This is a genomic window from Sivoneniella epilithica UHCC 1019 (assembly GCF_040830845.1).
Lineage (GTDB): Bacteria > Cyanobacteriota > Cyanobacteriia > Leptolyngbyales > Leptolyngbyaceae > ULC077BIN1.
The window spans coordinates 1-23,041 of record NZ_JBFPDP010000015.1 but is presented as its reverse complement, the minus strand read 5'-3'; the positions used below and the strand labels follow the sequence as shown (position 1 = coordinate 23,041).

The 23,041-nt window shown below is 49.5% G+C and carries 18 protein-coding genes; 8 read left to right on the top strand and 10 right to left on the bottom strand.

Annotation, left to right across the window (positions count from 1 at the left end):
* Positions 1-30 precede the first annotated feature (30 nt).
* Positions 31-1,482 carry a glycogen synthase GlgA gene (gene glgA, locus AB3R30_RS11325; protein WP_458649292.1) on the top strand — a complete coding sequence of 484 codons (1,452 nt, stop codon included), beginning with the start codon at positions 31-33 and terminating at the stop codon, positions 1,480-1,482.
* A 165-nt stretch (positions 1,483-1,647) separates the two neighbouring features.
* On the opposite strand, the gene AB3R30_RS11320 is transcribed toward glgA, so the two are convergent.
* The 4 genes from AB3R30_RS11320 to AB3R30_RS11305 all read right to left on the bottom strand — a co-directional run bounded on the left by AB3R30_RS11320 (position 1,648) and on the right by AB3R30_RS11305 (position 6,951).
* Positions 1,648-1,887 (bottom strand): type II toxin-antitoxin system HicA family toxin, encoded by a 240-nt coding sequence (locus AB3R30_RS11320; RefSeq protein ID WP_458649291.1) that lies wholly within the window; start codon positions 1,885-1,887, stop codon positions 1,648-1,650.
* Complete coding sequence (locus AB3R30_RS11315) at positions 1,884-2,090, bottom strand: 2-oxoisovalerate dehydrogenase (protein WP_458649290.1); 207 nt, start codon at positions 2,088-2,090, stop codon at positions 1,884-1,886. Before AB3R30_RS11315 ends, AB3R30_RS11320 begins: the two co-directional genes overlap by 4 nt.
* A gap of 35 nt (positions 2,091-2,125) precedes the next feature.
* Positions 2,126-5,554, bottom strand: a complete 3,429-nt coding sequence (locus AB3R30_RS11310) for a DNA methyltransferase (RefSeq protein WP_458649289.1) — start codon at positions 5,552-5,554, stop codon at positions 2,126-2,128.
* A 71-nt stretch (positions 5,555-5,625) separates the two neighbouring features.
* Positions 5,626-6,951, bottom strand: coding sequence for a serine hydrolase (locus tag AB3R30_RS11305; protein ID WP_458649288.1), 1,326 nt, complete (start codon positions 6,949-6,951; stop codon positions 5,626-5,628).
* Between the two features lie 872 nt (positions 6,952-7,823).
* On the opposite strand from AB3R30_RS11305, the gene AB3R30_RS11300 reads away from it, so the two are divergent.
* Positions 7,824-8,831, top strand: coding sequence for a GGDEF domain-containing response regulator (locus tag AB3R30_RS11300; protein WP_458649287.1), 1,008 nt, complete (start codon positions 7,824-7,826; stop codon positions 8,829-8,831).
* Between the two features lie 42 nt (positions 8,832-8,873).
* Here AB3R30_RS11300 and AB3R30_RS11295 read toward each other — a convergent pair whose 3' ends face one another.
* Together AB3R30_RS11295 and crtO are read right to left on the bottom strand one after the other, a co-directional pair.
* Positions 8,874-9,977, bottom strand: a complete 1,104-nt coding sequence (locus tag AB3R30_RS11295) for a saccharopine dehydrogenase family protein (protein ID WP_458649286.1) — start codon at positions 9,975-9,977, stop codon at positions 8,874-8,876.
* Between the two features lies 1 nt (position 9,978).
* Positions 9,979-11,676: a beta-carotene ketolase CrtO gene (gene crtO, locus AB3R30_RS11290; protein WP_458649285.1), complete on the bottom strand. Its 1,698-nt coding sequence runs from the start codon at positions 11,674-11,676 to the stop codon at positions 9,979-9,981.
* Between the two features lie 730 nt (positions 11,677-12,406).
* Between crtO and AB3R30_RS11285 the strand changes: the two genes are divergently transcribed.
* The 3 genes from AB3R30_RS11285 to AB3R30_RS11275 all read left to right on the top strand — a co-directional run bounded on the left by AB3R30_RS11285 (position 12,407) and on the right by AB3R30_RS11275 (position 17,101).
* The gene (locus AB3R30_RS11285; RefSeq protein ID WP_458649284.1) at positions 12,407-14,617 is read left to right on the top strand and encodes an adenylate/guanylate cyclase domain-containing protein; all 2,211 of its coding nucleotides are present in this window, start codon (positions 12,407-12,409) and stop codon (positions 14,615-14,617) included.
* A 59-nt stretch (positions 14,618-14,676) separates the two neighbouring features.
* Positions 14,677-15,672 (top strand): pentapeptide repeat-containing protein, encoded by a 996-nt coding sequence (locus AB3R30_RS11280; protein WP_458649283.1) that lies wholly within the window; start codon positions 14,677-14,679, stop codon positions 15,670-15,672.
* A 166-nt stretch (positions 15,673-15,838) separates the two neighbouring features.
* Positions 15,839-17,101: a glycosyltransferase gene (locus AB3R30_RS11275; RefSeq protein WP_458649282.1), complete on the top strand. Its 1,263-nt coding sequence runs from the start codon at positions 15,839-15,841 to the stop codon at positions 17,099-17,101.
* 16 nt (positions 17,102-17,117) lie between these two features.
* Here AB3R30_RS11275 and AB3R30_RS11270 read toward each other — a convergent pair whose 3' ends face one another.
* Together AB3R30_RS11270 and AB3R30_RS11265 are read right to left on the bottom strand one after the other, a co-directional pair.
* On the bottom strand, positions 17,118-19,271 hold the full coding sequence (locus AB3R30_RS11270; protein ID WP_458649281.1) for a magnesium chelatase subunit D family protein: 2,154 nt from the start codon (positions 19,269-19,271) through the stop codon (positions 17,118-17,120).
* A 146-nt stretch (positions 19,272-19,417) separates the two neighbouring features.
* Positions 19,418-19,846 (bottom strand): hypothetical protein, encoded by a 429-nt coding sequence (locus tag AB3R30_RS11265; protein WP_458649280.1) that lies wholly within the window; start codon positions 19,844-19,846, stop codon positions 19,418-19,420.
* Positions 19,847-20,066: 220 nt separating this feature from the next.
* Here AB3R30_RS11265 and AB3R30_RS11260 point away from each other — a divergent pair, with 220 nt between their 5' ends.
* A complete protein-coding gene (locus AB3R30_RS11260; protein WP_458649279.1) occupies positions 20,067-20,396 on the top strand; it encodes a glycosyltransferase in 330 nt (109 codons plus the stop codon).
* Positions 20,397-20,423: 27 nt separating this feature from the next.
* The gene (locus AB3R30_RS11255; RefSeq protein WP_458649278.1) at positions 20,424-20,873 is read left to right on the top strand and encodes a sugar nucleotide-binding protein; all 450 of its coding nucleotides are present in this window, start codon (positions 20,424-20,426) and stop codon (positions 20,871-20,873) included.
* An 18-nt stretch (positions 20,874-20,891) separates the two neighbouring features.
* Here the strand turns inward: AB3R30_RS11255 and AB3R30_RS11250 are convergent, their stop codons facing one another.
* Positions 20,892-21,518, bottom strand: a complete 627-nt coding sequence (locus tag AB3R30_RS11250; RefSeq protein ID WP_458649277.1) for an acetoacetate decarboxylase family protein — start codon at positions 21,516-21,518, stop codon at positions 20,892-20,894.
* 121 nt (positions 21,519-21,639) lie between these two features.
* A complete protein-coding gene (locus AB3R30_RS11245; protein WP_458649276.1) occupies positions 21,640-22,122 on the bottom strand; it encodes an Hsp20/alpha crystallin family protein in 483 nt (160 codons plus the stop codon).
* Positions 22,123-22,464: 342 nt separating this feature from the next.
* Between AB3R30_RS11245 and AB3R30_RS11240 the strand changes: the two genes are divergently transcribed.
* The coding region (locus AB3R30_RS11240) for a photosynthetic reaction center family protein (RefSeq protein WP_458649275.1) at positions 22,465-23,041 on the top strand (577 nt) is incomplete at its 3' end.

Genomic DNA, 23,041 nt, shown 5'->3' with positions numbered 1-23,041 from the left:
GGGTAGACCGTTTAGGGGATGGAAACCAGCATGAGAATCCTGTTTGTTGCTGCCGAAGCTTCGCCACTTGCCAAAGTGGGTGGCATGGGTGATGTGGTGGGTGCGTTGCCCAAAGTTTTGAGAAAAATGGGGCACGATGTCCGGATTCTAATGCCCTATTACGGATTTATCTCTGAAAAGGTAAAAGTTCCCAAAGAACCAATTTGGGAAGGCAAAGTCATGTTTCAGGACGTCCAAATCTTTGAAACCAAACTGCCTAATTCCGATGTGCCAGTCTATTTGTTTGGGCATCCTGCGTTTGTGCCTCGGCGCGTGTATGGGGGCGAGGATGAAGCATGGCGGTTTACGCTGTTTGCCAATGGCGCGGCTGAGTTTGCTTGGAACTACGCTTGGCGACCTCAAATTATTCATTGCAATGACTGGCATACGGGCATGATCCCGGTTTGGATGCATGAAACTCCTGACATTTCCACCGTATTCACGATTCACAATTTGGCATATCAGGGACCTTGGCGCTGGTATTTGGAGCAAATAACCTGGTGTCCCTGGTATATGCAAGGACACAACACTATGGCGGCAGCGGTACAGTTTGCCGATCGCGTGACCACTGTGTCTCCCACCTACGCCCAGCAAATTCAAACGCCTGCCTATGGCGAACAGCTAGAAGGACTCATGTCTTTCGTCAGCGGCAAACTCTCTGGGATTGTTAATGGCATTGATGTGGCGTCTTACAATCCGGCAATGGATAAAAGTTTGACGCATACGTTCACTCCAGAGACGTTAGACAATCGCACTGCTAATAAAATTGCCCTGCAAGAAGAAGTGGGCTTAGAAATGAATTCGGGCGCATTTCTGATGGGGATGATCACCCGCCTGGTTGAACAAAAAGGGCTGGATCTGGTCATCCAAATTTTGGATCGCTTCATGGCATACAGCGATTCCCAAATGATTTTGCTAGGAACCGGCGATCGCTATTATGAAACCCAAATGTGGCAGCTAGCCTCTCGCTATCCCGGTCGCATGTCAGTTTATCTGTTGCATAACGATATTTTGGCGCGACGGATTTATGCAGGTTGCGATACCTTCCTCATGCCTTCCCGCTTTGAACCCTGTGGCATTAGCCAAATGCTGGCAATGCGCTATGGCTGCGTTCCAGTGGTGCGCCGCACGGGTGGGTTAGTAGACACCGTGCAGCATCATGAGCCGATGAATCAAACGGGCACGGGCTATTGCTTCGATCGCTATGAGCCGTTGGACTTATACACCTGCCTCGTGAGAGCGTGGGAAGGGTTCCAATATAAAAAAGAGTGGCGCGAGTTACAGCAGCGCGGCATGGGGCAAGACTTTAGCTGGGATAAATCGGCGGTTCAATACATCGATCTCTATCGCGGGATGGTAGGTGTCGCAGCCGCTGAGCCAGATCTGACGATTGCTGCTCAACCAGAACCAGAAATCCCGCCCAAGAAGGCGCTTGTCTCTTAAAAATGGTTCCTGTGTTAGCAGCAATGCCCTTGCCCCAAAGCCATTTTGCCTGTTGGCGCTGTATGGCAATAGGTGTCCAAGATCGACGATCGCCTCTCCCCGCTTCTCTTTCTCTGCCAATTCTAAGTTTAACGTCAGTGATTCTTCAGCAAATTATCAATCCGCTTAAAAGAGGCTATCCAATAACTCATCTCGGCTCATACCAGTATGGTCTGCGACATCCTTCAAAATTGCATTTAGAGTGCCGATTTTGAGTGGGCTGTGGTTTGGGATGGTGATGGGGTGTTCTCCTTGCTGTTGAGTTGTTAAGCGAATATGGCTACCCGTTTGACGGATGATCTCGTAGCCAAATTTGCTGAGGGCTTTAGCAAGTTGGTTGCCATCTAGATCTCGTGGGAGTTTCACGAGGCGATCACCTCATCTCGAACAAAATGGAGACGAATTAATTTAGGGCGATCGCGGTCTTCAAAATGGCATTTAACCGCATCGCGGATGAAGTCGCGTAGAGATTCTAGGGTATCGGCTTGAGTAAAAATCGATTCGCCGATCGCACGGGCAAGGTAGCCACCTTCAGGGTCTTCTTCAATCAGAAAGATGATTTCGTCCATGCTCAATAATTTCTTTAGAAAATGAAGGTGATACTTTATTGTGGTGCCCAAGCACCCACGATCGCCTCTCCCCGCTGTTCTTTCTCTGCCAATTCTAAGTTTAACGTCAGTAACTTTTCGAGCAGGTCATCGTTGGGGTTGAAGCCGTAAGCTTGCAGCACGAGGGTGTCGAGTTGGGCGTGGAGTTTAAACAGTTGGCTGGTGGGTTCGTGGAAATATTCGTTATAAAGTTTGGTGATGCCCCACTGTTTGCGTTCCATTTGCTGCGATCGGTAGTCGTGCAGTTCTTGGGCGGTGGTGCGGATTTGGTGAATAAGACCCTCATCCCCAGCCCTGCTTCGCACGACCTGTGGTCTACTCCCTGGGGGAGAAGGGATCCGGATTGTCTTGTTCCCCTCGCCCGTTGGGAGAGGGGCTAGGGGTGAGGGCATTTGGGGAAAGGGGAAGGTTTCAAAACAGGTGTTGTGAGTGTAAGCTGTTCGATCTTCAAGAGTAGATTTTTGGGCGTGCATCCAGGTGCGATGAACGTTGGATGTGAGGATGCCGAAAACATAGAAGTCATCGGAGGCAACTGCTTTGGTTTTATTGCCGGGTAGCCAATCTAAAGGACAAGGAACGAAGATTGCCCACTTTGAAACTTCTGGAACTGCGAAATAGCGGGATAAGGAATCAAGAGTCCTTCTCATCTTCGGAGCGTTTTCGCCAAATTTCCACCAATTGACTTTTCTTACTTCTCGACGATTTTGATCTCTTTCAGGCTTGACAGTTTCCTTAACGTGCTTGAAAGGCAAAACATAATCGCCGGAATCTTCAACTGTTAGATCAAAGAAATCAATCACCCATCGATCAGGTTTTCCATTGACTTCTTTTGCCAAATTTCCGCCCATTGAAAAGGGCTTAAGAACCTTCTTGTTGTGTGGATCGATTTTGATCCAAGCTAAAACTTGTTCTTCAGTAATCAAGAAGCCTTTTCCAAGTGGAATTACACCTTGAAAACATTGGTTGAGATTAGCTTTCAGGCGAACGGCTTGCGAAACATCAATGGTCGATTTCAACGACGAGTTGATGTAGGAGACGGGTTGATTGTCGAGGTAGCAAAGCATGGTTGGTGTGTTTGTGGATTTGCCCTCATCCCCAACCCTTCTCCCTAGGGGAGAAGGGAGCCGGATTGTCTTGTCCCCCTCTCTGTCAGGGAGAGGGGCTAGGGGTGAGGGTTCCAAGATTACCGCGATCGCCCCTAAAACCTGAGCGATGTCATCTATCACTTCATTATTCCTAAACCGCAAAACGGTGAAGCCATTTGCTTGCATCCACTGGTCGCGATCGGCATCTTCAACTTGGCGCGACTCATGAATACGACCATCTAACTCAATGACCAAACGAGCCTTGTGGCAGTAAAAATCCGCGATGTATTGACTCAGGTTATGCTGCCTACGGAATTTGGCATCTAAGAGACGGCGATCGCGCAAACATTCCCATAGAATCTGTTCTGCTGGCGTTTGATTCTGCCGTAATTCCTGCGCTCGCTCTAAAAGTGCTCGTGGAATTTGTCTTGTTCTCCCTGCTAAGTCCGAAATATCTTTATCCCAATGCCCCTTATCCCGATCTCCCTCATCCCCAACCCTTCTCCCTAGGGGAGAAGGGAGCCGGATTGTCTTGTCCCCCTCTTCTTTCTTGTCCCCCTCTCCAGTAGGGAGAGGGGCTAGGGGTGAGGGTTCTTTAACCCAATTCACAATACTCACATGCACATTCGCCTCACCCGACCACACTTGGGTCGAAACTGCATCATGGATCACACCGCCGTTTTGCACTACATAATCCAACGCGGCAATTCGGCTTTTACCCTGACTAATGGAATTTGTGCCGACTAATCCGACCCGACCGTTCTCGCCAATTTGATCATGGGCTAACCGAAACCAATAGGCACAGAAATCGACGGAATCTTTGACATCAGGGAAACGGGAAAAGACGCGATCGATGTAGTCATCGCCCAGATTCATCCGTAAATGTTTGCCACCCAAAAAAGGGGGATTGCCAATAATCGCGTCTGCCTGCACCCACTCGGTAAACAGGGCATCCTGGCAAACAATATTGGCATCGAGCGTATCCAATGGCAGAGCGGGCTGATCATGAATATCGCAGAGGTCGATCGCGACTTTTCGGGCAATCATCAGCGTCACCCGCGCCAACTCCACCGCAAACGCATTGGTATCCATGCCGTAAAACTGCTGCGGGGTTACAAAGCCAATGCTCATTTGTCCTTGCCCCCGCTCCGAGGTGCGACGCGCATCTAGCTTGTCTTGCAGCACCCGCTCCAGCCGTTTTAGCTCCAGATATGCCATGTAGAGGAAATTGCCCGACCCACAGGCAGGATCAAGCACCTTGTAGTTACGCAACTCGGTTTGCAAGGTGGAGAGTTCCGCTAGGGTCGTCGCCTGCTCGATCTTGGCTTCCCAATAGCGCGTAATCGTCGGGCGCACAATCTTGAGAATGTCTTCCTCTGAGGTGAAATGGATACCGTGGGCGTGGCGTTCTTTGCTGTCACTTTTGCCGATCGCCGACTCAAAAATGTTGCCAAAAATCGATGGGCGCACGGCTTTCCAATCTTGGGAGGCAGCGGCTTCCAGCAGTTCCAGTTCTTTTTGGGTGAGTTCCAGGGGCTGCACTTGTTTGAACAAGCCGCCGTTGAAATAGTCCACGCCCTGATAGCGTCCTGCGGGTGTGATTCCGGGTCGGTTCATTTCCTGAAACAAGTTGCCCAACAGATCGTAGGTGTTCGAGGATTTGCCCTGACGCGATCGCTCCAAACACTCGCGCACGATGCCAATAAACAGGTCATCCGGCAAGAGTTGGCGATCTTCCGCAAACATCGCCAAGACGCACTGCAACACAAACCGCTGGGCAACTTTGGGATCGACCGCATCCCGCGATCGAGTAATCAGCAGCGTCAACAATTCGCCCATGCGTCCGGCGGCTTTTTCCGTCACCGACACCAGATTGTTGTTGAAGATGGGCGCACGATCCAACTCTGGATTCATGAAGCTGAATGCCCCCGCGCGATCGGGCAATCGCTCTAAGCTGACCTTCTCGATTGGTTCTTCTGACTGCTTGCGAAAGTCGTAAATCCAAAACTCGTCAAAGTTGCACAGCATCACATAGCTGGGGCATTGCAACTGCATCCAGTAGGTGACGGCTTGGGCGTAGTGCTTGTTCAGGTCTTCGCCCCGCTTCTTCATCTCAATCAGCAGATGGGGCTTCCACGCAAGATCGGCAAAACCCGTATTGCCTTTTTTGCTGCCCTTTTTTACCCGTTCTTCTAGGGTTGCCCCGGCTTCGATCGCCCCTTCATGCCCAAATGCCTGAAAGAAGCGATCCAAAAAGGGTTGCGATTCGCCTTTTTCATCGCCTTTGAGATGCTGGCAATACTGGACAAATTTTTGTAGGCTGGCGGGGGTGGATGTCATAGAGGGCTTGTAGCGGGGGATTCATGCTCAGTGTTCCCACCTTAGCCTCCAGCCTACTGCCTTCAACTTAATTATGGAGCAAACGCAGTGCTGCTCGGTTGACTCAGGTAGGTATAGACAATTCGAGAAGCATCTTGAATGAAATCCCTGGCTCTAGGATCGTTATAAGCGCTTTCCACTAACATCGCCGCTAGATAGCGTTTGCCAGTGGGCATTTGGATAATGCCTGCGTCGCCCAAAAGAAACCCAATGTCGCCTGTTTTATGGGCGATCGTTGCGCCCCGTCCCAATCCAACGGGTAACAAAGTGCGATTACGAACCCGCTGCAAAATATCGATCGCTTGGCTCTGGCTGCGGGAGGATAGCAGTTGTTGTTTATCGAGCATGGCAAGCAGTTGAACCAGTTCTCTAGCGGTCGTTGTGTTTGTCCCTTTCAAATCGGGCAACATCTTTCGCATCACCGTTTTTTCTAAGCCCCAACTCCGAAATCGTGCATTGAGTACCTGAATGCCACCCATCCGCTTGATAATCATATTGGTTGCCGTATTATCACTAGTGACAATCATTTTGGTGGCAGTATCCAACAGGCTAAATTTCGTTCCTGGCGGTAGATCTTGAATTTCTCCAGAGCCGCCCACAATCACATCCCTAGTCATGGTTAAGGTTTCGTTCAGGCGAATGTTTCCGGCATCCACTTCTTGAAACAAGGCAATCAAAATCGGTAGCTTAATCACGCTAGCCGTGGAATATACCTTATCTCCATTGACCTCCGCATAGTTACCCGTTTCCATATCCATAAAAAACATGCCCGGTTTCAGCGAGGCATAGTTACCCGATCGCAAGCTTGCCAATCGTTGTTGGAGCCAATTGAGCGATCGCCCTGCGGGAAGTAGCCCGTTCATATCAGGGGTTGCTCCGGCACGGGGCACAGTTTGCATCACCGTCAGTTGGGGAAGGGGCGCGATCGCTGGCTGGGAGACACCCGTGGTTTGAGTCGGAACCACAACAGTTTTGCTGGCAGCATCCAAGCGCGGTGTAGGCAACTGCACCGACCAGCGATTAGCGGATTGCCCCCGCACTTTCACTTGGGCTGGATCTAGCCCATAGCCCGGAGCTAGTTCAATCACTAAACGGGTCGTTCGCGCATCAAACTGACCGATTCGCAATGTCTGAACCGTTCCGCTAAAAGATTCGCTCACCTTGGGGCGCTTCAACGTTGCCCCCGGCAGATCAATCACTAGACGTGTGGGATTAGAAATTAGCTGGGCGATCGGCTGAACGCCTTCCTCCGTAGAAAACTCTAGCCGATTTTGGCGAACATCAAAGCGCCAAGATTGCAGGCTGTTTGCTTGAACGGAACTGGGCAACACGAACAGAAAACCAGCAAGACTAGACAAAAACCAGGGAAGCTTAGAAGAGCGCATAAGCAGGGTTAGAAGGGGTTACAAAAGAGTATGCCGGATTCAACACGAACATCCCTACAAAGTAAGGCAGTTCACCGTAAAACAGTTCACCACAAGGCAGTTCACCACAAGGCAGTTCACCTAATGCGATCGCGGCAACTATAACCTTGCGATCGCGGCAACTATAACCTGCCTACCAGTCGCTTTTCGCCCATGATTTGTTCCAATCTGGATAAAGCTATCACCAGAACGATTCCCGTGAACACACGGTTTTAATTAGCACAGCCCCCATTTACGTTGAGTAATGGGACTTTAGCGTAGATGAATGAGTAATTTTTAGCACTCACCTAAGCAATAAGGTTTAACCTCTATCCATAGATAGGCATAACTTATACAACATCTTGCTATACTGAGTTATAAATAGAACATATGCTTCCGTAAGACTTCCCTAGCGACTCATCACTTGACTGATTAAAGCCCATTAAAAATAAATTCATTCAGCCTATGAAGATAACGCATTTCTGCTTAGCAACCTTATAGGACATCAGCCCGTGAACGCTTCAAGATCAACTAAACCAATTACGTTTGCCCAAAAGTAGGATCTGAATGGCATAATGCATGTTTTACCTCAGATGCATCGCCTTCGGCTGCTACTCTCTAGCATATTCGGTTTTTCTTAATACCTTTCAGAAAAAGAAAGAATAGATCGTGTAGATACCGAAAGTATCAGTATATTTGGTCACCAGCTTTTTTATTGCTGATAAAGTTTGTGCCCATTTTTTGTCTCTAAGTGTGCTTGCCGCCTACGAGATTCGATACGTTGTTGAAATCACGACCTGCATTGTCAGATTGGGCTACTAATATCGATGGATGCGTCAATTCTGTTAGTTGGAGGTGATGGCTTTCTAGCAACACTTCTAGACCGACTCCACAATTTGCTGAATTGTACTGTAGAAGTTGCGTCTCGTCCTAGTGAAGCAGTGCCGCTTATTCAAGCGCAACAACCTGACTTGATTATTGTGCAAGCCAACCAACCCGGCAGCCTTGAGCTTTGTTATGAGATTAAAGGGCAGGCAAAACTTGCGTGGATTTATTGCCTCTTGTTAGAAATTCCGTCTCAAATGTTGGAACCTGACCTGCGCCGAACCTGGGAGATGGAAGCCCGGACTGAGGCTTTGGAAGGCGGAGGCGATGGCTATCTATGGTTGCCCCAAAAGGATGCTCAAGGGGAGGAGTTAAAGCCGGATGAAATCGCCAAGCAAGATCGCTTATTGCGATCGCAAATTTTAGCAGGGGTACGGGCTGTCAAAACCCATCGCGAGTTGATGCGAACCAACGACATTTTGTCTGCGATCGCCCTGTCCGATCCGCTCACCGAACTGAATAATCGTCGGGCACTGGATTGGGAATTGCCCCGACAAATTCAGAATGCTCAAACGCGCTCAGAATCACTTAGCCTGGTCATGCTCGATATAGACTACTTCAAACGCATCAATGATACCTACGGTCATCCAATTGGCGATCGCGCACTACAATTGGTTTCTAGCCGTTTGCGTCACAATCTCAGATTTCGCGATACCCTGTTTCGCTATGGCGGCGAAGAATTTGTAATTATCCTCAGCAACACCGATGAAAGCGAAGCCGATTTGGTTGCTCGTCGCCTATGTCGCTTAATTGGCGAACAACCTTTTATGATTGACGAAGGACTCGACCTGACAATCACCATCAGTGCTGGAACTGCCACGCTGAGAAGCACAGATGATGGACGAGGCGGAAGTTTACTCAAACGGGCAGACCAAAACCTATTGAAAGCCAAATCTACAGGACGAAATCGAGTGGTTAGCAGCGTAGAAGTAACTACAGAAGAGAGTTAGGAGTGTGGAGTTGGAAAACTTTTACCTTTTGCCTTTTACCTTTCAACTAATCGACTGCTGAATTTGGATGCCACGTTTTTGTAGGGTTTGGTTAAATAAATCAGTTGGCAGGGCTTGTTCTACGACCCATACGCCGGGTTTATGGAGTTGCTTAGATAGCAGCAATTCGGCAAGGCTGCCAGTGCCACATCCGGCAGCGATCGCGGTGTTGGGGTGGGTCAGGGTGGAGCAAACCTGAGTAGCTTTGCCGTCTTTTGTTCCTGTGACTTCAGAGCGGATGGCAACACCAATGCCGCTAAAGTTATCGGTCACATCGGTCATGAAGTGGCTCACCCGGGACAAAAATTCAATCACGAGAGTTTGTTTGAGCAGCCAAGGATGCCACCAACGGGCAACGCTCCAGGTGAGATGATTATAAAAATCGGGGATGGTGCCAAACTTGGTGATGACGGTTTTGACGGGAAAGGTGCTTGATAGGGTGAAAGTTTCGGGCATGTCAAACCAGTAAACACCCGTGCGCCCATAGGGAGCAGGAAATTCAATCGTTTCGCGATCGCTGTAGGGTTTCACGGTTTTCCAAGCACCATCGATCCAAGCTTGAAACGGCTTTTGTAATCCTAAAAAGGTGGTTCGCATCACTGTTACGCCAGCCCCGCCTGATCCAGCAACCCCATAGCTCAGGTGAATCGTCTCTGCTTCGTCCAACTGCTCCACGTCTTGCCGCACCATGCTGTTTGAGATGCCGGGAAAAATACCTGTGTTAACGATCGCCGTAATTCCTGCGGCTTCTGCGGCGGCGCTACAACTCATTACCTTACGGGTAAACGAGGGATGATCGCTAACATCCAGATAATTCACGCCGTGATCGATGCAGATTTCTAGCACTTGCGTATCGCGGTAGTGAAACGGTCCGGCGCAGTGAATCACCAAATCGGCTTGCGCGATCGCGTGAGTTAATCCCGCGAGATCGCCCAAATCTAGCAGCAAGAATCGCCCCCGTGCTCCCAAGCGATCGCAGACTTTTTTGCCTAGGGCAGCATTGCGCCCCGCAATCACAATCCCTGCCTGCGTGAAGGTGAGCAGATCCGCCGCAACGCTGCTGCCGATCCGTCCACTGCCCCCCAAAATTAAAACCTGTGCGCTCATATCATCCCATCAGGTGTTTAGCGGCTGACTCTAAAGAACTTTTTGCGTCTCTAAAGGCTTGGGCGATCGGCTGCTGTGTATGCAAAAACACCCGCGCACAGTTGCGTCCCGGCATTCCCGAAATCGAACCCCCCGGATGAGTACCTGCGCCCGTTAGGTATAGCCCGTCGATGGGAGTTTTGTAATTCGCAATTTCTGGCAAGGGACGGAAAAATACCATTTGTTCCAGGGTCATATCAATGTGATAGTAGTTTCCCTTAAGGGTTCCCAAGCGATCGCCCAGTTCGGCAGGACTTTCGACGCGACGGGCAATCGTTGCCGTTTTCACATTGGGGGCATACTCCGCCAGTTTATCAATCACGCGATCGGCAACCTGATGTTTCAAAGTGTCTGTCCAGCCGGTGCCGCGATCGCCCGTTCCTTCCAAGCCAGCAATAGTGTAGGGCGCAAAAAATTCAATCCACACCGTGTGCATTCCAGCAGGAGCCATAGTCGGGTCAAGCGTCGTGGGCTGCACCACATACAGCGACGGATCGGCATCGGGAATTCGCCCCATTGCCGGATCGCTGTGGGCAATCTCCACGTGGCGCATGGAATCCGCAATCAGCACCGAGCCAATCAAATATTCATCTTGATGGTTATAGCGCTCAAACTTAAGCGGCTCCGACATAGCCAGATCGACTTTCAAAATAGTCTCGTTGTTGTTGACGATGCGCCGTTCCAGCCGTTCCCCTAGGTTCGGATCAGCCGCATCCACATCACTGCGATCGATCAGTGAAAATAACCGCTGGGCATCGATATTAGAGATTACGCCCTTTTCCGCCCGATATTCTTGTCCGGTAGTCGTCCGCACCCCGATCGCCCGTCCATTGTCTACTAACACCTGCTTCACACTCTGCTCGGTCAAAATTTCGCCACCTAACGCCTGCACCAATTTGACCAATGCTTCAGTTAAGGCACCCGTTCCCCCTTTGGGTCTTGCCATCCCCGGATTGTGCCGTAGCGCCATCATAATCGTGCCGATGCCTAGGTTTTTTTGGGAGGGAGGCACGCCCATTTCGGCAGCTAGACGGGCAAGCGGAGCCTTCAAAAATTCGGAGTCGAACCATTCATTGAGCAAATCTTCAGCGCTCGACAGCATGGTTCGCACAAAGTCCAAAGCTTTGTGGGTCGAACCCACTACGGATAGTAAATCTTTGATCTTGCCCGGATCATAGTTGCCAGCAATATTAATTAGCGATCGCGGCGGCGCATTGAACATGGGAGTCATGGCATGGATTACCCGCTGCCAATATTCGGTAAACTCAGCATATTTACGAGCATCACGCGGACTGTAGCGCGCAATCTCTGCACAGGTTTTTTCCAGCGATCGATGCCCTAAAAAGTATTTACCGTCGGGATGGGGACAAAACACGACGGGATCACAAAATAAATACTCCAATCCATATTTGGTTAGCTCCAACTCTTCCACGACAGGCGCTAGATGAATAAATTCGTGGTCGATCGCGCACAGATTAAACTTAAATCCAGGAGCCTCTTTTGGCATAGCTTCCTCAGTGGTTGCGGCTCCTCCAGGAACTGAACGCCGTTCCAATAGCAACACCTTATAGCCTGCCTTCAAAAGATAGGCAGCACAAACCAAGCCATTGTGACCCGCCCCGATCACCAACACATCATAGGTTTGCTTCGTTGACTGCATTAAAACCCGCCCTAAATAAAATTCGACTGATAAATTAGTGCTGAAATATCTGTGTGCCAAGCAATGGAGTGGCTAGGGCAAATCCCAGCAATTAAGCCATCTATGGAACACTTTACAAATAATTTACCTAGAGTATTCACCCCAGAGGCATAAAAAGCAAATTTTGAGCGTTAGCTTTAATAGCGATCCATACTGTTTTTTATCAATGAGGCAACATGTCCGTTATTCAGCAGTCTAAATATCTGGGTATCCGTTATGGCAGTACAAGGAAAGGTCAAGACAACAACCGTCCATTATTCTTTATTGCCTTATGTGTCCTAACCTATTCATCCGTTGCTATGGGTCTACGGGCATTTTTGGCAAAAAGGCTTGTTGGTTCAGTCGTTTGGGTGGAGAGAGCAAATTTATTTCAAAAGTTGATTTTTGTAGAGTCGTGCGAAACTAAGGCAACTAGGGCACTCTAATAAGAGAAGAACAGGGTTATCTATTGAGTCGGAGTGTAAATCATTTGAACTCTTGTCCAATCTAAGTTAGTCTAATCCTGCTTTCTATCGTCATCTTGGCGATCGCTCATACAGAGTTTCTAAGGTAAAAATAGGCACCTAGGAAAGCAAATAGAGTTGTTGGTTTTCGCGTTGACCATTTTACTTTGATTATCTTTAAGTCTGGTTTCCTGTGTTTCCTGTATTAATCTTTCGCAGCTTGAAATTGTTTGCCGGTGATGACCCTCATGGAAGACGAGATCCTGACAGCAGACCTCAAGGGGCACCGCACGTTAGCAACCGTGGTGTTTACGGATTGCGTCGGCTTTAGTGCCAGGATGTCGGTGGATGAAGAGCATACTCTAGACCTAATCCGGCGTGATTTGGCGCTGATGACGCGACTCTGTGAGCAGTTTGAAGGACGAGTTTTAAAGACTACAGGCGATGGGCTGCTGATGTGTTTTTCTAGTGCGGTTAAAGCAGTAGAATGTGCGATCGCGACCCAGCAGGCAATCAGGGCAACTGCCATTATTCTGCCGCCCAAAGATTTCTTGATGCACCGGATTGGCATTCATCTCGCCGATATGTACATCACTGAAACCGATGTTATGGGCAACGGGGTGAATATTGCAGCCCGGTTACAAACTGAAGCTGACCCCGGCGGCATTTGTATTTCTCAAACCGTGTATGACGTAGCGAAGCACGGGCTACAGTTGGAGACTCAGTATTTGGGACCGCGTGAACTCAAAAATATTCGCGAGGTGGTGCCTGCCTACAGAATTCTGGTTACCCCAGAAGATGCGATCGAAGATCCCTACGACGATGCGGCGAAAAAGCTCGCCCAAAGCCCTAACTTGACGCGGATCAAAAAACTGCTTTTTTACGTTTGCAAAAATCGTTGGGAAACTGACACGATTAAGCTCGATGCCATTCACCTGAAAGGGTTATTTCAAGAGTTTTTAGGGCTTGCGTCTAACGTCGAGCAATTAAGCCATCGGCTAGAAACCGCGATTAGAACCCTGAGTAAACAAACTGAATATGCACTTGTTGCTAAAGAATTGTTAAGTGAGGCAAATCGATTCTATTACCCAACTCAACCGAATCAGGGAGCATCGTCTCCGGCTGAGGTTGCCACCGATCAAACCAGGCTTCTGTTTGCGCCCGTTGCAGCACTGCCTCAGCGTAGCGCAATGGAGCCGATTTATCAGCAAGTTGCCCGCAGCATCGATCGCAGCACTGATCCTATCCGACTGAAAAAGCTGCTTTTTTACATATGCCGCCGCCAATGGGAAAGTGACCTAACTCGGCTGACCCAAGTTGATACCGCCCTTTTAGTGCAAGAGATTCACAGTGTGACAGTAGACGGAAACCAACTCAGTGAAACCCTCGCGCAGTTTGTGCAAACGTTGAATAAATCGGCAGAGTATGAAGTGGTTGGCAAGGGCTTAATCACTCACTTTCTACCGCTCTATCCTGAGCTTCAAGCCTCTATTCTTGAAAGCAGCCAAGCATCGGCAACTCAATCCATTGCAAATCCAGACAATTTTTCGTACCGCGATGTGGCTAACCAGATTGAGCAAAGCGCCTACATCCTTCGCTTTAAGAAGCTGATTATTTATGTTTGTAAAAATCAATGGATTAGCGATTCTAGTCAACTAGGAGCATTTGATACGGCAATTCTGCTGAAGGAATTACATACGCTAGCCCCCACTCTTCAACGCCTACAAACAGCGTTAGAGGCAGTAGTGAAAACGCTCAGTAAGCAGGCAGAGTATACACTGGTTGCCAAAGAATTGATTCATGATTTGGGTTTGATGTATGCAGAATCAGCCGTTCTAGAGCGATCGCCTGCCTCTCCGCAGTCAACCCCTACCGCAGTTGCCCAGGAAGTTCCTGTTTCTGCCAATTCAGACCCGCCTACAAAATCTGTTGCTCGTCTGTTTGATGTGCGATTGGGGATCTTGAAATATACCAATCCACTTCGAGCAAAAATTCTAGTTTTTTCCACACTCCATTCTGACTTTACGTTTAGCCAAGAAGACTGGCGCACGCTAAAAATGTATGAGTTGGATGGGTTGCTGCGAGAGTTGGTGCAAAATTTTCAAACCTACACCGATTTAGAAGCTGTGTTATATAGCACCGCCCGACGGCTCCCTGAACCAGAGGAAGGAGTGCAAGCTGCCGATACGATTATTAAATGTGTACGAACTTTGTATTTACACGGTAGTCCTGCTTCTATTTTTGGGAATGCTGAACAAGCAACCCGAATTACTCTAGACGATTTTGAGGAATCTACCCAAGGCTCAACGATGCCCGAAGCAGAGTTTGAACAAACTCAACAGTTGACTCCACCTGGGCGATCGCCCGACGTTTCCGAAGCGTGGACTAACTCCACTCGGTTACGGTCAGTTGCCGATGATCACTCGGCAAAAACGGGCATCTTTAATGCCCAGGAGTAGTAGTTCTTGTCCATCTGCTGCCACACTGGATTACAAAAGGATAAACCCGGTTGATTTCCATGGATGCCAGTGAGTTACTACAGCGCTATGATTCCGGTACTACAGACTTTCAAGGAGAAAATCTATGCGGTGTAGATTTGGATAGTGCCGATCTCATTGGAGTCAATTTCACAGACTGTGACCTGCGAGGAGCCAGTTTTGTGTTGGCATATCTCAATCGGGCGAACCTCAGCCGCGCTGATTTATCGGGGGCACGCTTGTGTGGAGCCAACTTGAGTCAAGCAGATTTGCTCTCAACCAACTTGCGGGATACCGATTTGCACGGCGCGATTCTCTATGCTGCTGATTTGCGCGGAGCCGATATTGCTCTAGCAAATTTGTTGGATGCCAACTTAATTAGTGCGGATTTACGCAACGTAAACTTAAGCGGCGCAAATTTGCGGGGTGCGTGTCTGCGGGGGGCAAATCTCCGCTATGAGAAGCGCTGCTATGAAGGCGCAAATCTGCGGGGTGCAGACCTCCGCAATGCCGATCTGCGTGGCGCAAATTTGACGGGTGCAGACTTGAGCAAAGCTGATTTGAGTGAGGCAAACTTGAGCGAGGCAAGTTTACGGGAGGTAAATTTAACGGGTGCCATTTTGGATGGTGCGGAGCTAAAAGGCACCTTTTTGACAGATGCCATTCTGGTTGCAACGAGTTTTCGACAAGCAGTGTTGGTGAATGCCAAGTTAGAACGGGTAGACCTGACTGAATCGGATCTGACGGGATGCAACTTAAATGATGCCAATCTAACAGCGGCAATCTTGGCGAAGGTGAAATGCGCTCAAGCCACCATGCAGCGATCGCGTTTCAACCGAGCCGATCTCAGCCGTGCCGATCTGCGCGGGGTCAATCTTAGGGAAACGACGTTTATTGAAGCCTATTTGGGTAGAGCCGATTTGCGGGGGGCAAACCTGACGGATGCAAATTTGGCAAAAGCGGAACTGAGTAGCGCTAACCTAACGGGGGCTATTTTACGCAGAGCAACAATGCCGGATGGATCAAGTCACGAATGACGAATGATTGAGAGAGGAAAACTATCTCTTGGGTTTGCCGCTACACAGTTCATCCCCAAGTCCAGTAATGCTGAAAATGCTTTCTAGTCGATCGCACAACACAGGTCTAGCCGTCTTGTTGTACACTGCATCAAGCGCAAACTTTCGCAAACTTTATGATTATTTGATGCTCACAACGCAACAGCATAACTTATTATCTACCCCCACTGGGGCGCTTCAAGTGTCTAGAAAGCCGCTCTGGTTGGACGATCGCAAGGGCAATCCGTCTAACCCAAAGCCTTTGTATCCAGTCCTGTTCTCGTTGGTGGTGCCGACCTACAACGAAGGCAGTAATATTCATGCGATCGTGCAGCGACTCAGCCAGCTTTTAGATGCCGCTTTGCCCAATGCCTATGAGCTAATCATTGTGGATGATGATAGCCCTGACCAGACCTGGGAGCAGGCAGAATCGCTAATTGCAGAGTATCCCAATTTACGAGTGATGCGTCGTCAGCACGAGCGCGGTTTGTCTACGGCGGTGATTCGGGGATGGCAAGCTGCCCAGGGCGAGATTTTGGGCGTAATCGATGGGGATTTGCAACATCCGCCTGAAGCGTTAATGCAACTGCTGGCGGCAATGGAGCAGGGAGCGGATCTTGCGGTGGCGAGTCGGCATGTGGATGGGGGCGGGGTGAGTAGCTGGAGCGCTAGCCGACGGTTTTTGTCTCGTGGGGCGCAACTGCTGGGGTTAGTGTTATTGCCACAGGTGGTCAGTCGGGTTTCTGATCCGATGAGTGGCTATTTTTTGGTGCGGCGGGGCGCGATCGCGGGAGAAGTGCTTGATCCCGTGGGGTACAAAATTTTGATTGAGGTGTTGGGGCGGGGCGCGATCGCGGAAATTGCCGAAGTGGGCTATGTGTTTCAAGAGCGGGAAGCGGGCGAAAGCAAGGTCACCTGGAAACAGTACTTTGATTATTTACAGCATTTGCTCAGGTTGCGAATTTCTTCGGGTCGGCTGGGTCGGCTGGGTCGTAAGCTTAATTTCCCAGTGGCGCGCTTCCTCAAGTTTGGGGTGGTTGGGCTGAGTGGCTTAGCGGTAGACATGACGGCTTTCTACCTGCTATTTAGCGTGTTTAGTTTCGGGCTAACTCGCAGCGCGATTGTTGCAGCAGAACTGGCGATTTTCAATAACTTTATTTGGAACGATCGCTGGACTTTTGGTGATCTCTCTCAACAGCAGCCGCAGAAACGCTTGGTGATTAAGCGATTTCTAAAATTCAATATTATTTGCACCATGGGGCTGATTTTGAATGTGCTGCTGCTGAACCTATTTGTCAATTGGCTGAACGTTAATCCTTATGTCGGAAAACTGATGGCGATCGCCGTTGTCACCCTCTGGAACTTTTGGATCAACCTCAAATTAAGCTGGCGCGTCACTCAGGTGAAATAGATTTAGCGAAATAGATTTAGCGGGATTTCATATCTGAAATAGCGTTTCTTGCCATGGACGCGATCGCTTGATCGGTTGCTTTGGGCAGGTGATAGTACTTGCCTCCAGCATTTTTTGCCAGTTCTTTCGCGAACCCGGTGGAAATAAACTTGTTTTCCGTGTCGATTACGAGTAGCTGAAACCCGATCGCCCGAATTTTTCCCGCAATATCCAGCAATTCTGCTTTGATGTCGGGTTTTTCGCCCTCCTCCATCGGTTCTCCCAGCGATCGCGCTAGGGGAATATTGCCGCGCCCATCGGTAATCGCCACAATCACGACCTGCCCAATATCGCCCGATTGCTGCGCGTTCATGCCCACCCGCACTGCTTGAGTCAGCCCATGGGCAAGAGGTGATCCCCCGCCACACGCCATGCGATCTAGCCGCCGTTTTGCCGCTTCAATCGATCGCGTGGGGGGCAACAACACTTCTGCCTGTTCGCCCCGAAACGGAATCAGCGACACCTGATCGCGATTTTGGTAAGCTTCCGTTAGCAATCGCAGCACGGCTCCCTTTGCCGAGTTCATCCGGTTCAGCGCCATGGAGCCAGAGGCATCGACCACAAACACCACCAACGCCCCAGCTTTCCGGGCAAGCCGTTTGGCGCGAATGTCGGCTTGTTCCACAAACACTCGTTTACGGGGCGGGGTTTGTAGGGGCGAAGGTTGTAGGGGCGGGTTTGAAGATAAAGTCCCTGGTGATGTCGATCGATTCAATAAACCTGCCCCTATGTCTGCCCGTTGGCGGCGCGATTTTTGGTAGGGAGCAGCGGCGCGGAGGGTGGCATCTACGGCGATGCGGCGTACCTGTCCTTTGGGCAGTACAGGTTTGATGTAGCGACCGCGATCGTCCGAGAAAATGGTGGTACGGCTGCCTGATTTGCCCCGCTTGGTTGCCATCTGAGCAAAATAAAGCACTTCTGGATCTAAAATCACCCCTTCTGGATCAAACACAAATTCTTCTGGGATATTGGCTGGCTCTTGGGTTTCTTGTTCTTCGTCTTCCTCGTCTTCTTTGTCCTCTTCGTCTTCCTGCTCTTGTTCTGACTGATCCTGTGGCGGCGGCGGCGGTGGCGGCGGTGGGGCTTCTTCGGGCGGGGTTTGGACGATCGTCGATCGCGGAATGATCACCAATTCCACAGCACGGCGCAAATCTTCAGCGCTTACATCAGTACGTCCTTCTAAGGCAGCATGAGCTTTAGCCACCCGCACTGCAAACAGTTCGGCGCGATGCCCTTGCACCCCACCTCGCAGAGCTTCCGTCACCAGATATTCAATTTGCTCCGGCTGAATCCGCACATCCTTCAGCCATTCCCGCGCCAAAATAATCTGGGTTCGCAGGGAGTCGAGATCTTCGGCATAGTGGCTCAAAAACTCTTGGGCATTGTTGGCATATTGAGTTGCCTGCTCCACTGCCAAAACGCGATCGCCCAGATCCAACACGCCATCCGCAGATAGGGCGATCGCGATTCTGTCTAACAAATGTTCTCGTAAATCCCCTTCTTCCGGGTTATAGGTGGCAATCAGCAACGGCTTACAAGGATGACGAAAGCTAATTCCTTCCCGCTCAATTTGGTTCCAGCCATCTGTTAGCACCGACAGCAACAGATTGGAAATCTGGTCATCCAGCAGATTGATCTCGTCCACATACAATACGCCCCTGTGTGATTCTGCCAGCAATCCCGGCTGAAACACCGTCTCACCGCGCTGAATCGAATGCGCCACATCCACCGACCCCAGCAGCCGATCCTCGGTGATCCCCAAAGGAATTTGAATAAACGGCGTGGGAATGATTTGAGTAGGAAGTTCGGAGTTCGGAGTTCGGAGTTCAGAGTTTGTCAAATTATCTTCCCTTCGCGCTTCGCGCTTCGCCATTCCCAACTCGATCGCGCCATCATCCCATTCATCGGGCAAATCGGGGTTGCAGTTGAGCGAGTTTTGCACAATTTCGATCGGGGGAAGCAGGGCGTGTAGGGCGCGTGCCATGACGGATTTTGCGGTGCCTCGCCGTCCGGCAATGACTACGCCGCCTAAACCAGGATCGATCGCCGCCAAAAGCAACGCTGTTTTAATAGCGTCTTGCCCAACGACAGCAGCGAGAGGAAAAGCGGTGATTGTAGTGCTAACAGACATGAAAACCTTTTGAATGTGCTTCTAAAAATGCTTTAGATCTCAGCATACCGTTGAAGTGTGCGGCGGCAGATAAACTCGAACTCTCACCGATAACCTCTGTACGTCCACACCAACGCAGTGTTAGGTGACTGGCAAGGACAACTAGCTTACTCTGTGGCAGCAGATTTTAGGCTAACTGCAAACTCTAGCTGCGAACGGTAGAAACAAACATCAAACTCCATAAAGAAGTTCACCTGTCCCAGAATAAGCGGAACATTTGTAGCTTGTGTCCAGGCAAATACCAGTTGTGCTTGTTCAAGCTGTCGTTGGGCAGATTGAACAAGCACAACACGCGCTTCGTACTGAGCCAAATTTCCTGTCAAAGTCAGTGCTGCTGTTTGTCTTTCCCAGTCGTATCCAAGCTCGACTCCTACCAAATATGGCAGTACATTTACACTTGCTCCTGTATCTAATAGCGCAGATGCTCGAATAGAAACTTGTTGATTCAACAGAGTAAAAGGCAAATACGGGCGAAAACCCGCTTCGCTCAATGCTGTATCACCAGAAACAAAGGGATATCGTTCAGCGTTACGCATGGTCTTGAGCTTTGGCAGCGCATAACACTTTTAACATCGTATCTGCTGCCTCAAGAGCATCGTAGGGAGACCATACTGGATAAGCTTGGTTAGGTTTAATAAGATCCATTTCTTGTTGGGCTAGTTCCGAAATTAAAATTTGCATGATATGGAACTTGTCGGAGCGACTTAGCCCTTTCAGAGTCGAGATTAGTCCTGGCGAAACCATGCCTCATGATTTATGCAGGAGGTCTATTATTTGGGTGGCAAATCCTATCAAGAGTTGCCTAACTATCTAGCCGGGTGGGATGTGGCGTTGTTGCCTTTTGCCTGCAATGAATCGACTCGTTTTATCAGCCCTACCAAAACGCCGGAATACTTGGCAGCAGGCAAGCCGGTTGTTTCAACCTCGATCCGCGATGTGGTGCGCCCCTATGGTGACGAGAAACTAGTACACATTGCCGATACGGTTCCAGAGTTTATCGAGGCGATCGCCGTTGCCTTAGAGCAAAATCAAACCCAAGCAGATTGGTTAGATCGAGTCGATACATTTCTTTCACACAATTCCTGAGATTTAACGTGGGAAAGGATAAATACATTGATTGTTCCGCGATCGCGGAACAATCAGGTCTTGACTGCCCATCCCGATTCTTTGATCATTCGTACCAGTGCTTTCTTTAGCTCTTGGGATTCCTACAACTTCTTGACGATCGCCCTCCGCACATTAGCCGCAGGAAAACCCTTTATCGCCGCATCTGATGCAGTTGTTTCTCCTACCTATGTGTCTGATCTAGTCAATGTCACTCTAGACTTGCTGATCGATGGAGAATCGGGGCTGTGGCATTTGGCAAATGCCGGAGCGATCGCCTGGGCAGATTTGGCGCGGGGGGTGGCTGACTTAGCCGGATTAGATAGCCGTGGCATTAATGCCCGCCCCACCAAAGACCTCAACTGGATTGCGCCTCGTCCGGCTTATAGTGTATTGGCAAGTGAACGGAGGGGTACTATTGCCAACCTTGGAAACTGCAATCGATCGCTACTTGAATGAGCGCATCTGTAAATAGTGCTACACAATATGCGGAGGTTCAACCGTTATCTTTAACGGATTGCTGTAAAAACTCAACCCACTTCTACCAAAATTTAGAGGAGAAAACGGGCTACTTGAAGGTACATCTAAGGTTGAGCCAATTAGCTGTAGGTTAAATTTGCCATGTCCACTAAACAACATGACTTTAGAATCTAGCTGACTCAAAACAGGAGCCGCTAAGGGTAGGTTCAAGCTGGGAGATCGCCTGGCACAGGTAAGCGTACAAAGAGCGAGATCATTCTGGCTAACGTGAACTTGAGGGAATCCTTCTAGGTTCCAGCGGAATTGCGCCAGTTCTTTAGGAAGCCCCCAAATGTTTCGTCCTCCCTCAACAGAGTTGGGATTATCAACATAAAGATGAGAAATCCAGGCTCCAACTTTTCCAGCATGAGTGACGATTCCACTGACAATGATCAGTTCGTTGTAGGCTTCCACCGGACTGTTGCTGTAATAAACCAAGTACACGCCGCCTAACGTTTTACCAGGTAAAACTTGAATGATTTGCAGATCAGACGGAACAAACCGACGGGCGAGATCGACATCTAATAGATGCAGCGTCTGAAATCCATATCCCTCAAGTATCCAAGGCGCAGGCGGATAAGGCATACCCTTTTTTCCAGTATTTGACTCTATACAGAAACTATTTATTAACTCTAAAATAGCAGGAAGAACAGTGCCTCCCTTCTACTCATTAGTTATTCAACGAACCGTTCAGTGTGCAGTTAAACTACTCGCCTGCCTCAGCAGCCAATTCACTACTCGAGATCGCGGGGTCGGGTTTGCCCAAGCTAATTTTGACAACCTGATTTCGAGCCTCAGTCACTTTGGGTAACGTCAAATTCAAGATGCCATCTTTGTATTCAGCCTGTACGTGATCATTTTGCACGACAGCAGGTAGGCGAACGATGCGATGGAACTTACCATAACGGAACTCAGATCGAACAGTACCATTGTTTGATTGCTCAGATTCTTGGCGATGCTCCCCGGCGATCGCAACCGCATTTCGGCTCACCTGAATATCCAAATCCTCAGCAGTAATGCCAGGAAGTTGAACCCGTAAAGTAAAGGCATCGTTCACATCCTTCAACTCAATAACGGGTGCCCAAGCAGTTTGAGCAGAATCTGTAGTCGTTAGGTCGTTACGAACACGGTCAAACTGACGGCGCATGGTTTCAATTTCAGTAAGAGGTTGCCAGTAGCGGACTATCATAGGTCAGTTTTGGTGACGATGGAGGACTTACATTTGCATGTCTCTATCGTGCCGCAACTCCCTTATAGCAGCAGTCAGGAGAACACTACCCAATCAGTCGAAATTCCCGATCCGAGCTAGAAGGTTAATTCATAGAACCTTAAAAATGCATCAAGCAGGTTGAATCCGTGCCGTAGAAACGTTTGACCCAACTAAAAGCCTTTATAAGGCTAGCTTATGTCATCGATAAGAGAATCCTTTCTAAATTCTATTTACAATGCTTAACAAAGCAGTTACATTAACTTCATAGCTAAGCAATTAGCGAATTTATCTATCCGAATTCTTACCGCAATTATAAAAACCATGACAACGACCTTACAGCGCGTCGAGCGCCAGTCCCTATGGCAGAACTTCTGCGAATGGGTCACCAGTACCAATAACCGCCTGTACGTAGGCTGGTTCGGCGTACTGATGATTCCCACCCTGCTTTCTGCCACTATTTGCTTCATCATCGCCTTCATCGCTGCCCCCCCCGTAGACATCGACGGCATCCGGGAACCCGTAGCCGGTAGCTTAATGTTTGGAAACAACATCATCTCCGGTGCAGTCGTCCCATCGTCCAACGCCATTGGATTACACTTCTACCCCATCTGGGAAGCAGCCTCCTTAGATGAATGGCTCTACAACGGCGGACCCTACCAACTCGTTGTACTACACTTCCTAATCGGCATCTTCTGCTACATGGGACGGGAATGGGAACTCTCCTACCGCCTAGGAATGCGCCCCTGGATCTGCGTCGCCTACTCAGCCCCCGTTGCAGCCGCAACCGCAGTCTTCTTGATCTACCCCATCGGACAAGGCAGCTTCTCCGACGGTATGCCCCTCGGCATCAGTGGCACCTTCAACTTCATGTTCGTCTTCCAAGCGGAACACAACATCT